This window comes from candidate division WOR-3 bacterium, from assembly GCA_013177935.1.
Classification (GTDB): Bacteria; Hydrothermota; Tepidihabitantia; order Tepidihabitantales; family Tepidihabitantaceae; genus Tepidihabitans.
The window spans coordinates 315,027-330,261 of the sequence record JABLXZ010000002.1 but is presented as its reverse complement, the minus strand read 5'-3'; the positions used below and the strand labels follow the sequence as shown (position 1 = coordinate 330,261).

At 54.4% G+C, this 15,235-nt stretch carries 13 protein-coding genes and 1 tRNA gene; 3 read left to right on the top strand and 11 right to left on the bottom strand.

All coding sequences use genetic code 11. From position 1 onward, the window contains the following. Positions 1–20 precede the first annotated feature (20 nt). Positions 21–2,147, top strand: a complete 2,127-nt coding sequence (locus HPY86_04700; protein ID NPV14212.1) for a PQQ-binding-like beta-propeller repeat protein — start codon at positions 21–23, stop codon at positions 2,145–2,147. A gap of 50 nt (positions 2,148–2,197) precedes the next feature. Here the strand turns inward: HPY86_04700 and HPY86_04695 are convergent, their stop codons facing one another. The 11 genes from HPY86_04695 to murJ all read right to left on the bottom strand — a co-directional run bounded on the left by HPY86_04695 (position 2,198) and on the right by murJ (position 11,930). After that, a complete protein-coding gene (locus HPY86_04695; protein NPV14211.1) occupies positions 2,198–4,309 on the bottom strand; it encodes a carbohydrate binding family 9 domain-containing protein in 2,112 nt (703 codons plus the stop codon). Positions 4,310–4,367: 58 nt separating this feature from the next. Beyond that, entirely contained in the window at positions 4,368–5,642 is a 1,275-nt protein-coding gene (locus HPY86_04690) for a dihydroorotase (protein NPV14210.1), read from the bottom strand. After that, complete coding sequence (locus tag HPY86_04685; GenBank protein NPV14209.1) at positions 5,639–6,580, bottom strand: aspartate carbamoyltransferase catalytic subunit; 942 nt, start codon at positions 6,578–6,580, stop codon at positions 5,639–5,641. Before HPY86_04685 ends, HPY86_04690 begins: the two co-directional genes overlap by 4 nt. Further along, the gene (gene pyrR / locus HPY86_04680) at positions 6,581–7,099 is read right to left on the bottom strand and encodes a bifunctional pyr operon transcriptional regulator/uracil phosphoribosyltransferase PyrR (protein ID NPV14208.1); all 519 of its coding nucleotides are present in this window, start codon (positions 7,097–7,099) and stop codon (positions 6,581–6,583) included. It lies immediately after the preceding gene. Then, on the bottom strand, positions 7,096–7,326 hold the full coding sequence (locus tag HPY86_04675; GenBank protein ID NPV14207.1) for a hypothetical protein: 231 nt from the start codon (positions 7,324–7,326) through the stop codon (positions 7,096–7,098). The genes pyrR and HPY86_04675 overlap by 4 nt, the downstream gene beginning before the upstream one ends. Positions 7,327–7,361: 35 nt before the next feature. Then, the gene (locus HPY86_04670) at positions 7,362–7,838 is read right to left on the bottom strand and encodes a hypothetical protein (GenBank protein NPV14206.1); all 477 of its coding nucleotides are present in this window, start codon (positions 7,836–7,838) and stop codon (positions 7,362–7,364) included. Beyond that, positions 7,805–7,881 (bottom strand) — tRNA-Ile (locus HPY86_04665). Before HPY86_04665 ends, HPY86_04670 begins: the two co-directional genes overlap by 34 nt. Positions 7,882–7,923: 42 nt before the next feature. Then, positions 7,924–8,112 carry a hypothetical protein gene (locus tag HPY86_04660; GenBank protein NPV14205.1) on the bottom strand — a complete coding sequence of 63 codons (189 nt, stop codon included), beginning with the start codon at positions 8,110–8,112 and terminating at the stop codon, positions 7,924–7,926. 170 nt (positions 8,113–8,282) lie between these two features. Then, a complete protein-coding gene (locus tag HPY86_04655; protein ID NPV14204.1) occupies positions 8,283–9,044 on the bottom strand; it encodes a hypothetical protein in 762 nt (253 codons plus the stop codon). Between the two features lie 21 nt (positions 9,045–9,065). Continuing rightward, the gene (locus HPY86_04650) at positions 9,066–10,022 is read right to left on the bottom strand and encodes a hypothetical protein (protein NPV14203.1); all 957 of its coding nucleotides are present in this window, start codon (positions 10,020–10,022) and stop codon (positions 9,066–9,068) included. A gap of 309 nt (positions 10,023–10,331) precedes the next feature. Then, the gene (murJ, locus tag HPY86_04645; GenBank protein ID NPV14202.1) at positions 10,332–11,930 is read right to left on the bottom strand and encodes a murein biosynthesis integral membrane protein MurJ; all 1,599 of its coding nucleotides are present in this window, start codon (positions 11,928–11,930) and stop codon (positions 10,332–10,334) included. 108 nt (positions 11,931–12,038) lie between these two features. On the opposite strand from murJ, the gene HPY86_04640 reads away from it, so the two are divergent. Together HPY86_04640 and HPY86_04635 are read left to right on the top strand one after the other, a co-directional pair. After that, positions 12,039–12,737: a hypothetical protein gene (locus HPY86_04640; protein NPV14201.1), complete on the top strand. Its 699-nt coding sequence runs from the start codon at positions 12,039–12,041 to the stop codon at positions 12,735–12,737. A 105-nt stretch (positions 12,738–12,842) separates the two neighbouring features. Beyond that, positions 12,843–15,131 (top strand): hypothetical protein, encoded by a 2,289-nt coding sequence (locus tag HPY86_04635; GenBank protein NPV14200.1) that lies wholly within the window; start codon positions 12,843–12,845, stop codon positions 15,129–15,131. Positions 15,132–15,235 lie beyond the last annotated feature (104 nt).

Sequence of the window (15,235 nt, the reverse complement as noted above, 5' to 3'; positions counted from 1 at the left end):
AATAACAAAAAGGAGGATACATGGGAAAAAGGTTAGTTCTGGCAGCAATTCTGATTATGGTTGTCGCCCTCGGAGTTGGCTGCCGCAACAAACCACCGCAGATACCTGCAAAACCAATTGGCAATACCCTCGTCACCCTCGGGGACAGCGCAACTTATCACTCGGTTACCACCGACCCCAATCGTGACCGGGTGCTCTACATCTGGGACTGGGGTGATGGGAAGTTTGACACTTCAGCCCTTGTGCCATCCGGTGACACGGTTTATGCCACTCATCTGTGGGAGGCGGTCGGAACCTACCCGGTGCGGGTGCGCGCCAAAGACGACAAGGGAAACTTCAGCGCGGAGTGGAGTGATACCTTGGTTGTGAATGTTGTTCTTGGTGAAAATCTGCCACCGGTAGTCGGTGCGCCAATCGGTCCTGATTCGGGCTGGGTGGGTGAATGGCAGGTGTTTAAGGCGGTGGCAATCGACCCGAATGGTGACTCGGTAAAGATAAAGTTTCTCTGGGACGAAGGGCAGACCTCACTTTTGAGCCCGCTTGTTGCGTCCGGTGATACGGTGACCGATTCCGTAAGATATTTTTATCGCGGGGTAAAAAATATCCGCTGTGTCGCCTGGGATAAAACCGGTCTTATATCCGACACTTCACCGGTGAAGGTTTTCATCGCGCTGCAGACAAACACCGCGCCGCCGGCACCGGTAGTCAGTGGACCAAACCGGGGTATCGCCAGCGGTCCTTATTACCGATTTTACGCTCGCACCATCGACCCGCAAGGCGACCGGGTGCGTTATAAGTTTATCTGGGGTGATGGCCGAGAATCAGAGTGGACGCCGTTCCTGCCCAGCGGTGGCATCGGAATGGATTCGGTTCGCTACAGCCAAACCGGCACCTATCAAATCCGGGCAATTGCTCAGGACTCACTCGGGCTTGTGTCTGAAACATCGGCTGTCAAGTCGTTTACTGTGGTTGGTGAAGGCGCACTTTTGTGGGGTTTACCGGGTGAAGAGTTTGTCTCCTCACCCGCCTTCAGTTATGCGGCGCGGGGCAGTGAAACTCGGCCCGCATTGATTGTTGGTGGCACTGATGAGCGGCTTTATGCCTACGACCCGTATCAGGCTGAAACCCTGTTTGTCTCGGCGGAAGGTGTTGGCACCTGGGAGGAGTTTCTCTCTTCACCCGCAATCGGCAGTGATGGCACAATCTATATCGGAAACGAAAATGGAAGATTCTACGCCTTCAACACGAGCGGTAACATCAAGTGGGGATTTCCGGACACCTTGACGCAGAACGCCTTCTCCGGTTCCGCCGCGGTCGATGGCAACTCAATCTACATCGCCGGTGAAGACAAAACCCTGCGCAAACTACAGGACAACGGCAACTCCTGGACCGAACTCTGGAACTACGCCTTACCCACCGATGTCAACTCTTCGCCGGTTATTCTGCCCGATGGTCGTGTTGTGGTTGTGGACGACTCCGGTTATGTTACTTGTGTTACGGCGGGCGGCACACTGTCCTGGCAGTACCTGATTGACGCCGGCGTCACATCGTCACCCGCGGTTGACCAGAACGGCAATATCTATATCGGCACCGACCAGGGCGACCTGATTTCGCTTACATCCGATGGTAACTGGCGCTGGACCTACCATGTACCAGGTGAGTACAACGACATCAACTCGTCACCGGTCATTGACATTGACGGCAATATCTATTTCGGCTGCGAGAACGGCCGGGTCTACAAACTAAATTCTTCCGGTAACTTTGAGTGGGATTGCGAAGTTTGGCCCAATGCTTCATTAAGCAGTACCCCGGTACTAACCGCGGATGGTGTCCTCTACATTGCCGGCGCTGCCGATACCACAACCGAGAAACTGTGCGCCATCAACATCTCCAACGGCGCCAAACTGTGGGAAACAACCTTGACCTTTTCGACCGACCGTAAAGGCTCCGGTTCTAAACCCCGGAATCTCTTCATCGACATCTTCCCTTCGCCCGTGCTTGACCAGTACGGCATCATCTACATCGCCACCACCCGGGGCATCTTTGCGGTTGCCGGTCGCAATAGTGGTTATCTGATGCCAAGTGCCTGGCCGATGTTCCGGCACGACATCCGCCACACCGGCAAGTTCGGTACATTCCGACGCTAAAACGACACCTCTAAACATCGGGGGATGGTTTTACCATCCCCCTTTACTTTTTAGATATTGAAGAGATAACGGATTTTGACCACCTGAATTAACTTTAAGCCACCAGCCGCATCCCGGCTCCAATTTACCGCAAAGTAAAAATGGGAGCGGGGCCGGAACTGCCAGGTGTAGAGTCCGAAAAGCGTCCAGTTGTTCCAGTACTGCGCCGATTGACTATCGTAACCCCGCACCAGTTCGCCACTGAGACGCAGTGACGACTTAGCAGAAAGACTGTAATCAGCAGATGGGCGTAAAATGACCGTCACATCCTGCGGGAAGTTCACCTTGCTCGCACTGTCCGCCTCAACAACAACCGAATTCTCCAGACCTATTGCCAGCCGGTCGCCAATCCGCATGTTAATCCTTATGCCCCCTTGTGCTGCTGGCGCAAGTATTCCCCGGCGATAGTTTGCCGCCCTGCTCTCATAATTGCCCCAGAGCGAAACGCTGACCGGTTTTGTCTCATCGGTACCGGCGTAACCACCGAAATAAGACCGATGATACCAGAGCCCCATATCCCGGCACCGCCCAAAACCAACCCAGCACCCGGCGTAGTGGTTGTTCTTAAACTGACTCTCCCAGTTGACAAACCCAATCCCGGCAAAACCGGGGTCTGAATCACCCCATTCCCGCTGAATCTCTATCCCGGGTATGAGGGTTGCGGAAATCAGTACACCCCGATTGTAAAAAGCCGGACCGGCATAGGCGCTCAAATACTGTCCGCGCCAAGTAGTATAACCCGGTCCATTCATATCGAACTCGGGCTGAATCTGCCGGTAGGTAAACTGGCTGATAAGCGAGGGCGACTGAAACCCGAGTTCGGTCGAGAGCGCCCAGTCCACACTGTCTCCCCATTGACTGCCGGCAAAGAAAATTCGGCTATTAAAGCCGCCCTTGCGGAAGATACCGTCAATTGCCCCACCATGATTGGAATAAACCGGGTTGTCTTTACCCGCATAGAGCAGACCGACCTCGGAGTTGCCTAAAATTTGGCGCCGGAGCGCCAGAACTGAGAACAGACTCACCGGTTCATCCTGACATTTCCCGGTAACCGCAGCGAGGGCACCGATTTGCCCTGAAGCGACCCGGTCGGTGTACTTGACCCCTCCTAAAATCGGCACCACCGCGCCACTTGATAGCGGTTTTCCAATCCGCCGGGAGTAAAACAGTTTTATCGGCTGACTGCTCCCACCAAAAGTTTCTACCGCCTCGGTAAAAAAGGGCCGGCGCTCACTGAGCCACAACTCGTACCGGGAAAGGTTCACCTGATAAGGGTCGGCTTCAATCTGCGCAAAATCGGGAAACGCTGTCAACTGAATATTGGCGCTTGGTGTCGGGAAGTAGGCGCCGTCAAAACCAACCGCCCCTTGCACCCGGTCTTGCCAGCCCGTTTCATCCTGACCGGCCTTCTCCTGACGCAACAGACCAACCGGATACAGTTCCAGATGCAACCCACGGCGGCCTGGTTTGATTCCCTTGAGCCGCCCCATCCGCGACACCTTGAATCCGGTCCGCTCATGCTCTGCCCAGAAAGCCATCTCATTTTCCCCAACCAGCCGCCGGGCAAAGTCAATCCCCCACTCATCCGCATCCGGATAATAGCGCAGCGTCTTAAATGGAATCACCATTTCCACGCCATAACCCCAGGGAAAACGCTGGACCGCAGACCACCACACCCCTTCCCAGGATTCAAACACCGAACCATCCGCAATTCCCCGGTAACTTGACTCCACGCCGTTGAAACCGACGCTAAAACTGTAACAGGTGGTTCGGTCTCGAAATGTGTCCAGGAGCAAACGCACACCATCGGCATCTTCACTCAACCGGTCGTGAACCTGGGTGATATCCGAAACCGCACACCGAAACGCCACATACAGGTTGTCGTCGTCATAAAGTAGATAAACCGTTGTCGCTTCGCTTGCCGGTTTTCCCGCCTCGGGTCGCTGTTGAATAAACCCATAAGCCGAATCCGCCCTTGCCCAAACCTCTTCAATCACACCATCAATAACCGGCCGGGTTGTTGTGTACCGCGCTTCCAGGACCCTTTCCGCACCCGACGCAACACTAAAAACAAGAATAGAAGAGCAGAAAGCACTGAGCGCACTAAAATGGATTACTGCCAAATTTAGGAAGCCCAATTTTCGCACCATCTAACTTATGCGCTGCCGCACTCTAACTGTATTACTGGTTTACTCTAAAACTTTCTCCGAGCAGGGTTGCTATGACCCGCCCCCGTAACTTCTTTCCTAACCACGGGGTATTATGGGAACAGGAAACAATCTTATCCCGGCTGAGGACCCAGGATACTTCGGTGTCAAGGACAACGAGGTTCGCCTCCGCTTCTGGCGCAATCCGCGGCGGCTCAATCCCTAAAATCTGCGCCGGCACAACCGTCAACCGGGCAATCAGTTCCGGCAGGGTCAGCGCCTTTTTCAAAACCAGTGTCTCGTAAAGAACACTGAAAGCGGTTTCAAATCCGATGATGCCGCTCGCCGCATTACTAAACTCCTTGTCCTTGTCCTCGGGTGCGTGCGGTGCATGGTCGGTGGCAATCGCATCAATTGTCCCATCAACCACTGCCCGAATGAGCGATTTTCGGTCCGCCTCACTCCGTAAAGGTGGATTAACTTTGTAATTGGCTTCAAAGCCGTTGAGCGCGTCAACCGTCAGGGCTAAATAGTGGGGACAGGTTTCCGCGGTCACCGCAATACCCCGCTCCTTTGCCCAGCGCAGTACTTCTACCGTCTCCGCACTGGAAACATGGCAGATGTGGAGCCGGGTCCTGGTCCAGTGGGCAAGAAGGATGTCCCGCATCGCCGCAATCGCCTCACCTACACCCGGCGCCCCGTGCAAACCCAGACGGGTACTAACAACCCCTTCATCCGCCAGTTCCGGCACCAGTTCTGGCACCTCGCAATGGGACATCACCAGTAAGTCAAATGTCTTGGCATACTCGAGAATCCGGCGAAACAACCCAGCGTCACTCACCCAGGAGCCGTCATCAGAAATCGCCCTTGCTCCTGCCTGCCACATCTCGCCCAGCTCCGCCAGCTCTTTACCCTGCCGGCCCTTGGTGCAACAGCCCACTGGAATAACCCGCGCCGCATCTGCTGCCCGTGCCGCCTCCAGTTCAAATCGCACCAGCGCCTCAGAATCAATCGGCGGTACCGTATTGGGCATCGGACAAATCTGGGTCCAGCCACCGGCAAATGCTGCCCGGCATCCGGAAGCGATACTCTCCTTTTGCTCCTCACCCGGCTGGCGCAGATGGCAGTGCAGGTCGATAAAGCCCGGTGCCAGATATCGGTTACGGCAGTCAATCTTTTCCGCATCGGCGGCACGCAAATTTTTCCCCACCGCCTTGATTCTGCCATCCTCAACCAGAACATCGGCAATCTTAATTGTGCCTTTAAGCGGGTCAATCACCCGACCACCGGTAAAAAGCCGTCGGCTCATTTTGCCTCCTCACTCAAGATGCCCCGCTTCAAAGCAAGGATGTAGAAAACCGCCATCCGCACCGCTACGCCGTTCTTCACCTGATTCATAATCAATGTCTGGGAAAACTCCCGCACATCGTAGTCCATCTCCACACCCCAGTTTACCGGTCCGGGATGCATGATAACCGCTTCCGGCTTAATCTTCGCCAGCCGTTCCCGGGTCAACCCGTAAAACCGCCGGTACTCACGCAGACTCGGGATAAAGTTCGCCGTCATCCTTTCGGTCTGCAGCCGCAGCATATTGACAACATCCACCTCGGACAATATCCGGTCCAGATGATAGAAAACCTCACAACCCATTTCTTCAATGCCTGCGGGCAAAAGGGTCGGTGGACCGCACACCGCAACCTGCGCCCCTAACTTGTTCAAAAGCAGGATATTGGACCGTGCCACCCGCGAATGGGCAATATCGCCCACAATCAACACCCGTTTCCCTTTTAGAGTGCCAAAATGTTCAATAAGCGTAAATGCATCGAGCAACGCCTGGGTCGGATGCTCGTGGCAACCATCACCGGCATTGACGACAAAACAGGAGACATGCCGTGCCAGAAAATGAGGCACACCTGCCGCACTGTGGCGAATGACAATTCCGTCAACCCGCATCGCCTCGATATTGGCAACAGTGTCAAGGATACTTTCGCCCTTTTTGACCGCTGAACCACCCACCGCAAAGTTGAGACACTGCGCCGAAAGCCGGCTTGCTGCCAGGTTAAATGAAGTTATCGTGCGGGTCGAAGGCTCAAAGAACAGATTGACAATCGTCTTGCCCCGCAATACCGGCACAATCGGAATCGGCCGATCCAGAACCTCGCGAAACCGGCGCGCCTGCTCCAGTATCGCCAGAATATCATCTCCGGTCAGTTCGGCAATTCCGAGCAGATGCTTGAGTCCTGCCATTTACTCCTTCCGGATTAACACAACCTCATCTCGGCCATCAGTCTCTTTTAGATAGATGTCAACAATATCGTCCCGCCGGGTTTCAATCCGGCGCCCAACAAAGTCTGGCTGAATCGGCAGTTCCCGATGTCCCCGGTCAATCAGCACCAGAAGTTGCACCGCCCTGGGCCTGCCAAAATCGAGCAACTCGGTCAGCGCTGCCCGTACCGTCCGTCCGGTAAAAATCACATCATCCACTAAAACGACCGTTTTATCGTTGATATCAAATTCGATGTTTGAGCCCCGGACTATTGGTGTCTCCGCAACCAGTTGCAGGTCGTCGCGGTAAAGGGTAATGTCAATCGAACCAACCGGTACGCCGCCCAAGCCTACCGCAATGCGCTGTGCCAAAGGCACGCCCCGGCGCTGAATTCCCACCAGCAGCAAATCTCCCCGGTCCTGGTTGCTCCGTGCCACCTCGGCGGTCAAACTGCGAATCAGCGTGCCAATCTCTCCTGCAGAAAGGATTCGCCGCTTCATTTCAAAAGCAACGCCAGCGGCATAAGTACGCAATAGCCTAAAACCAGGAGAATTGGCGCCACCGTTGTCGAGCCTCCTGCCAAGGTGATAAAACCGGCAATAATCGTTACTAAACCAGCCGCCATTAGCCCGTAGTTCTTTTTGGTCAATTTCAACTCGGGCATTGCTGGAGTTTTACTGGCGGGTGGTACCTTCGCTTTTTGAATCTTCTCAGATTTCTGTTTCATCTTATCCGCTCATCATATTCAGCCAACACCCAAAGTCAAGAAACATCATCAGCCCGGGCAAACCGGTTTTTTAGATAGTCAAGGATTGGCGTCGCTTCTGCCGGCAGCAGAAGATGCACCCCGCGAAAGTTGTCCAGGAAGTTTTGCTTCGGAAAAGGTGAAAGTACAACCCCGCCACTTGTAAGAAAGAAGCGCCGGAACCGGCTCCACTCATAGGTGTAGGAAAATATCCCTTTGTCCACCGTCACACCCTGAGAAGAGAGCGTATAGCGCACCGGCAAAAAATAGGTGTGTGTGGCACCGAACAGTACAACCACCGCCACCCCGAACAGCAGAAAGCCAAACGCCAGCAAGGTGAAAACGAGAAAGGCAATAATAAAAATACCCACCAGCACCGTGCGCACCGGCATCTCCTTTGCCCGATGCACCTTCCAGGAAATCTGCTCCTCAGTTGCGGTCAAGTCGGCACCTTTATAAGTGGTGGGCCCGGTCCGGGTCGAACGGACGACCAACTGATTATGAGTCAGTTGCTCTGACCATCTGAGCTACGGGCCCGTATGATATGATAACTTGAACCCCGGCGCCGGTCAATTCAGTTCACCATTCCGTCTCGTCATCCGGTCGCAGATTGATGTCGAAGTTATCCGGCTCATCAAGCTCAAAGAATTCGCTGTTCAACTCCTCGTCTTCCTTGAGAAACTGGTCTTCTTCTATAACCGCTTCCGGCTCGGGATGACCCCGCAGCCGCACCGACCTTTTTCTCCGGATCTTCTTCTTTGACTTCATCGCCTTCCTCCTTCGAAAACTTCTCTCCCTCTCATAATGTATCCCCACCTTCCGGCAATCGATGTCTTGCTCAAGAATCTCATCGCCGGTACCGCCTGTTCTCAAACTGAAATTACCAATTTCTCCATTCCTGTCAAGCAGAAAATTACCATCCGGCTTTCGCCCCTTTTTTACTCCGGAACAACCTCAACCCGAAACTGCCAGCCGTAAGGCTGATAACCAACCGCTTTAGCGGTAGCGATTGAGGCAAAGTTTAAATCTGAAGTCACATATACTGGCACCCGGCCACTCTTCAGCACCGCCTCAGTAGTGCATGCAACAACCTGCTTACCAAAACCTTCCCTTCTTCGGGCCGGAATCGTTCCGGGCACGCAGATATCCGCAACCCGGTCTGCCATATGGGGCACATCCCAGGTACCGGCAACCGCCACCGGCTCGGTACCAACAAAGGCGGCAAAACAGGTACCCTCGGCAATACTCTTATCAAGATACTTGCCGTAAAGCCCGACCGCCTGCAATGCCGGAATATCCGCCTCGCTAACAAGCCGGCAGTTACCCGTCGGAATCCGCCGAAAAGTGGCGCTCGTGGCAAAAAATATCGGTCCGGAATTGCCCGTTACCGCCTGCGGCTTTTTAACCTTTCCCGCCAGCGCCTCCAAGAGCGCCTTCTGCCCGTAAGGGGTACGAAAATCGCCCAGCGCCAGCCGGCTCACAACCCTTTTCACCGCCTCCTCAACACCCCTCTGGACCGAAACGACACACCGATTACCGCTCGCAATCAGCCAGAGGGCAATGATGTTGTCATACCGCTCTTCCCGGGCATCGCGCCGGTCCGAAGGAATCACCCAGACCCGACCTGGCGCCACATTACCAAAATCACACTCTAAGTATTTTGAGAAAAACTCGTCAAGAACCGCAATCGTATCCCTCATCATTATATCATCAATTGCGGTTTATTCGCGGTTCTCTTTTTTACTGAAAAGGTCTAAAAACCGGTCTTCGTAAAGCGAGAAAAGTCCCCAGCGGTCCAGTTCCTCTTTCAACTCCTGAATCTTACTCCGGTCGCGCTGCGCCTCTTCAAAAAGCCGCTCGATGTGCGCCATCAGCTCATGGGGCTCGGGCCTTTCCCCGTGTTCAACCCCTTCCCCTTCCTCAGCGGCAAACCGCTCCTCGGTATTACGGCGCAGCGCCTCAATCGCCGCCGCGACCCGGCGTTCAAACTCGCCCATCATCCGGTCGGTTTCATTAATCCGTTCATCAATCTCGGTCATATCCACCGTCGTATTGAAAATCCGCTCAAAAACCTGAACAATCGCCTTGGACGCCTTCGGATTCGGCGCTTCAATCGCATACTGGGGAATTGTCGCGAGAAACGAAGCCGCGCTCAAACCCCTTGACTTTGCCAGCCCGAGCAAAAGCCCGTTAAGCCCGGAAACCCTGCCCTCCTTCAACGGCTCAACCCCTAACGCCGTAAACCGGCTGCGCAGTGTCTCATCGGTCGCAACCCCGTACACCTTTACCGCCTGACGAAAACTCATCGGCATCGCAAACGCCGCACCGGTATAAACCGTTCCCACACCCGCCTCCTGGGCAACATCTAAAAGTTCACTGGCAATCTTAATACCCGGTTCACCCGAAATCTGCGCCTCACCCTCAAACACCAGAAGTGGCGGCTCCGCAATCTGATAAACCATCTGCCTTGGTGGCGCTGGAATCGTACCAATGCCATCGGTAACCTCAATCGCATCGGGTAAAAAATAGGGCGTCGCATCAATCTCCGCATACGGCACACCATTCAACTTCATCCGCAGATAACTCGCCGCGAGAATCCCCACATGACCCATCCCGGGCCAGCAGGCAACAAGCGCGGGCGCTTTCACCTTCGTTTCACTCAAATATCTAACTGGCATATACCCTTTAATTCTAACATAAAATTATCCGATTATCAACCATTATTATACCTGACGGATATTAGCACCTTTTTGCCCCTGTTTTAACTCTACCCGCAGTGCCGTTTGTAAAACCGGTTTTAATTATTGAAGTCGCCGGTTGAACCGCAACAAAAGCAATTTCCCATACCATCCCCGAGACCGTACCGGGGTTGGGTAGGGAAAAGTTGCCCAAAACGGCTCAACCCATTGATAATAAACACCTTAACCCAAAATACCGCTCTACCAAGTTTATACTTTAAAGTATACAACCTACCACAGCCGGAACTTTCATCCGCCCCGCTGGATTAGACTTTTAATCGCCTCCTTCACCTCATCAATATGCAAAATCCGCGCCATCAAATAGTAACCAATTAGCCCGAACCCACCCGTAATAATCACCTCAACCAGTTGGAACACCACCCGGTTTATCGGTAAAAACGATTCGTAGACAAAACGGCTGCCCAAAGCAAGCGCACCGCCTATCAGTGCTGCAAACAAAGTCCGGCAAAACATCCCCAAAAGGGTGCGGTCACCCAGATTAGGCTGGCGCCGCATTAGAAGGTAAAATAGAAGTAGAAAGTTTAGAAAACTGGTGAACGATGCGGCAAGGGGAAAAGAGCGAAACCCGATAAATCGCATCAAGATTAGATTGAGTACAATGTTGCCCGCGACCACGCCGAGCGCAACCAGCGCCGGCGTTTTGGTATCGCCCAGCGCATAAAACCCCGCGGCACAGTTGCGGGTCAACGCCGCAGGCAAAACCCCGAGCGCATAAAGCGCCAGCGCCTGAGCCGTGAGCATCGTATCAAAAGGTGTAAACCTGCCATGCTCATAAACCAGTCTTACCACCGGCACCGCCAGCACCAAAAGCAGCACACCCGCGGGTAGTGTCAATACCGCTGCCAGTTTCAGGGCGTGGTTAAACCGCGCCGGCACAATGCACCTTTCGGTTGCCGCGCTCCCCGAGTACTCGGCAAGCGCCACGGTGCCAATCGCTACGCCAAACAGCCCGGCGGGTAGATGCTGAATCCGGTAGGCATAACTCACCCAGGTGACCGAACCCTGGGGCAGAAATGTCAAGAGCAGGGTGTTGACCAAAAAGTTCACCTGCCAGCTGGCAAAACCAAGAATCATCGGCACCCAGCGCCGCACCACCTGGTGCAAATCGCTATCCCTCAGGTCCAGCACCGGCTGATAACGAAAACCAAAAGTGCGCAATCGCGGCAACTGCACCACCAGTTGTGCGACCGCGCCCAGGGTGACACCATAAGCCATGCCGGTTATCGGCTCAACCCCGCGCTGCCGCAAAAATCCGTAAAGGGCAATCGGCAATAGGGCAGAAAAGAGATTGAATGCGGCTGGTGCGCTCGCCGGAATAAAAAAACTACCGCAGGCGTTGAGAATGCCCATCGCCCAGGCAGCAAGGACAACAAACAACAGAAACGGGAACATTATCCTCGTCAATGTCGTGGTCAGTGCTAACTTTTCCGGGTTGGTGCGAAAACCCCAGGCAATGACCTGGACCACCTGGGGCGCAAAAATCATCCCTAAAATTACCAGTAAACCGATAAACAGCGCAATCGTGTTAAACATATTGGCGGCAAACCGCCAGGTGCGCCGCTCATCGCCTGCTTGACGCCGGGAAACAAAGGTCGGAACAAACGCTGCGGAAAGCGCACTCTCGGCAAACAGGTCGCGCAGAAAGTTTGGAATCCGGAACGCAACATTAAACGCATCGGTTGCCATTCCCGCACCGAACAGATACGCAAAAACCGACTCCCGCGCCACGCCCAAAAGCCGGGAAATCAAAGTGCCGATAGTAAACAGCCCGACCCGACGGGTAAACCGTCCCGAAGTAACGGTCGATGTGTCTGAATCCGAAGCCACAGCCGAGTATAAATCTTACCTGCGAAAAAGTCAAAAAACGGTTGCCCGCAAACTCCGGCAACCACCCCTGTTTTAAAATTGATTTTCTGCCCGCGATTGCTAAATTCAATTGTGCCAAAAGAAAAACCGCCCATCATTCAGACCAGCCGTGGTCCGGTTGAGCGCATCCGGGTGAAAACCCATGTCCTCAACAAAGGCGACGATTTAATTGCCGCAGTCCAGCACTATGCCGGTGCCCTGCTGCAACCCGGTGACATCCTGACGATTGCCGAAAGCCCGGTTGCCGCAACCCAGGGCAGGGCGATTCCGCTAACCGAGATAAAACCCGGCATCTGGGCGCGCCTGCTCTGGCGGTTTGTCAAGAAGGTGCCTTATGGTATCGGCTTGCGCAGCCCCTACTCAATGCAGTGCGCCATTGACGAGGTTGGCTTACCCCGTATCCTTATCGCCGCCCTTGCCGGCGGTTTCGGCAAACTCTTCGGTATCAGCGGCATCTTCTATCGCATTGCGGGCAAGCAGGCGGCGATGATTGACGCCGCCCACACCTCGGGTGTGAAAGAGTTTTACGAGTGCGTCATCCTCGGACCCAAAGACCCGGACGGTGTTGCCCGGCGCCTTGCGCAGGCGCTTTCCTGTCCGGTGGCGGTGGTTGACGCCAATGACATCTTTGGCTGCACCGTGGTCGGCGCTTCCCCGGGTCTGGACGCCACGCTGGTTTCCGAAGCGATGCGCGACAACCCGGCAGGGCAGGGTGGTGACCTGACACCAATCGTCATCCTCCGGCCACACCCAGCCGCCACACCTTGAAACAAAAACGCCACGCCTTATAATTAACCATTGGTGCGACAACCCTTGACGACGTTTCCTGAAACCAGCCCGGGTGCCCGTCACCCTGTCCACTTGGGGTTAAGATTGCCCGCCTTTTTCCTCGGTGCCATATTCCTTTTCCTTGCCGCGGTTACCAGCTACAACTCCTCTAACTACCTCTTTGCCAACCGCTGGTTTGTTACCGACAAATCCACCGTATTCTTCCGCCTGCCAGCAATGCCGCCCGAACAGTTTTACTACTTTCCCCTCTCTTGGCTCCTTTTGGGCATCGCCCTGCTTCTGCTCCTATTTGGCTTTCTGTTTCGCCCCTTCCGAACCGGTCTTGCCCACCTGTTTAAATCAAAAGCGGCCGCCCTGCCCTTCTTCTTCACCCTTGCCTTTTTCCTCTTCACCCTCTACCCCTGGGACTTCCTTACCGCGAAACAGAATGAAACCGGTGCCCAGTTTATGCTCTACCTCTCTCTTGCCACTGCTGGCTTTATCTTCCTTATGTTTGCCCTGTACCCGGCGCTCGATTTCTTAGAAAAACCGCTCACCACCACCTTCAACTGGCTCCTCAACCTCAAACCTCGTTACTTCCTATTACTTACCGCCGGCTTTTTCTTCCTCCTTGCCAACCTCGTCTCCTATTTTGTCTTTGAACACATCCCCCACATTCAGGACTCCATCTCCCAGCTCTTTCAGGCGCGCATCTTTTCCCAGGGCAAAATCCACCTCCCTTCTCCACCCTTCCCGGACTTCTTTGACTACACCCACATCATCAACAACGGCAACTGGTACTCCCAGTACCCCTGGCTTCACTCCTTCCTCTTGATGTTCTTTGTCTTCCTCGGCACACCCTGGCTCTTAAACCCCTTGCTTGGCACCCTGTTTCTGTTCGCGCTTTACGCTCTCGGCAAAGAACTTTACGACGAAACTATCGCCCGCACCGCCACCCTCCTTGCCACCTTCTCGCCCTATATTATCAATATGTCCGCCGAATATATGAACCACGCCTCCGCGCTCCTCTTTGCCACCCTGTTCATCCTCTTCTACTTTCGCACCGTCAAGGGCAGAAAACCGGTTCTGAGCGCCCTCTTTGCCGGCATCACCCTTGGTGCGGTTGCCAACATCCGGCCCTACACCGCGCTCGCCATCGCTGCGCCCTTTGCTCTATACGCCCTCTTCCTCCTCGTGCGTCAGCCCCGTCGCTACCTCTTACCCTTTATCTTAATCGCCCTTAGCACCGGTGCGGTAACCAGCCTCGTTTTCCTCTACAACTACCTCGCCAATGGCAACCCGCTTTTGTTTGGCTATGTGGTCAAGTGGGGACCGGGCCACGAAGTCGGATTTGGCCGTTCTGGCTGGGGACCGCCGCACACCCCATATCAGGGACTCTTGAATATGGGCAACAACTTCAACCTGATCAACAAATTCCTGTTTGAATCACCATGGCCCGCCTTACTTCTCATCCTTATCCCGTTCGCCCTTCCCAATCGCAACCGCTACGACTGGCTCCTTTTTGCCGGCTTCCTCGCCTTACCCATCGCCTACTTCTTCTATTGGTTTCACAATGTCTGCTTTGGACCCCGCTTCCTCTACGAAGCGAGCGCCTGCCTCTTTTTACTTGCTGCCCGCGGCATTAAAGAACTCCCCCGGCTTCTCAGCCACACCTTCGGACTCAACCCCGCTCCTAACCCAAACCGCTTTCTCCTCCGGGCGATACCCCTGACTCTACTCTTCACCACAACCATCGCCCTGCCCCCCTTGTATAAACTTTACCATGTTTACGGTGGGGTCAGTGCCATTGTCCACAAAGCGGTCCGCCGTGCCGGCATCAAAAACGCCCTCGTCTTCTGCGACCACTTCGGCACCGGCTTTTCCTACAACCGGCTCGACCTGCAGGGTCCGCTCGTCTATGCCAAAGACTACGGCTATCTCAACGCGGCCCTCACCCTTGCCTATCCGGACCGGCAGTACTACTTTGCCCGGGCTGACACCCTCCGCCTCCTCCCTGATATTAAGTATGAAAACTCCCGACTCAAACAGACCCTTGACGACCTCGCCGCAACCCTTGCCGACACCGGCTTTGTCAACACCTACAAAACCGTCCTCTGGCCCTTTGCCGATATCCCGCCTTTGCCCAGCACCACCCATTTAAGACCGCAAATCCTTGACTACCGCACCGTCTCCCGGCAAATCTTCAGCCGGCAGAAGTCAATTGACGACTACACCCCGATTCTTGCCCTCTGGCTCTTTGACGACCCGCGCGAACACCTCAGCCTCTTCTCCTCAATGGACGATGCCGAGCACACCATCGCCGGCAGCTTAAGATTCACCCTGCTCCGCGTCACCAAAAACAACCTCGGCGCCGTCTACGACATCCGGCCGTAATAAAACCTACCTTAAATAAAATAAATTGGTTACCTGATGAACTCGCTCATTAAGAAAACGCACAGCTGTCCTGTCCAATGCAATAAAGAGAACTTTTACGTCAG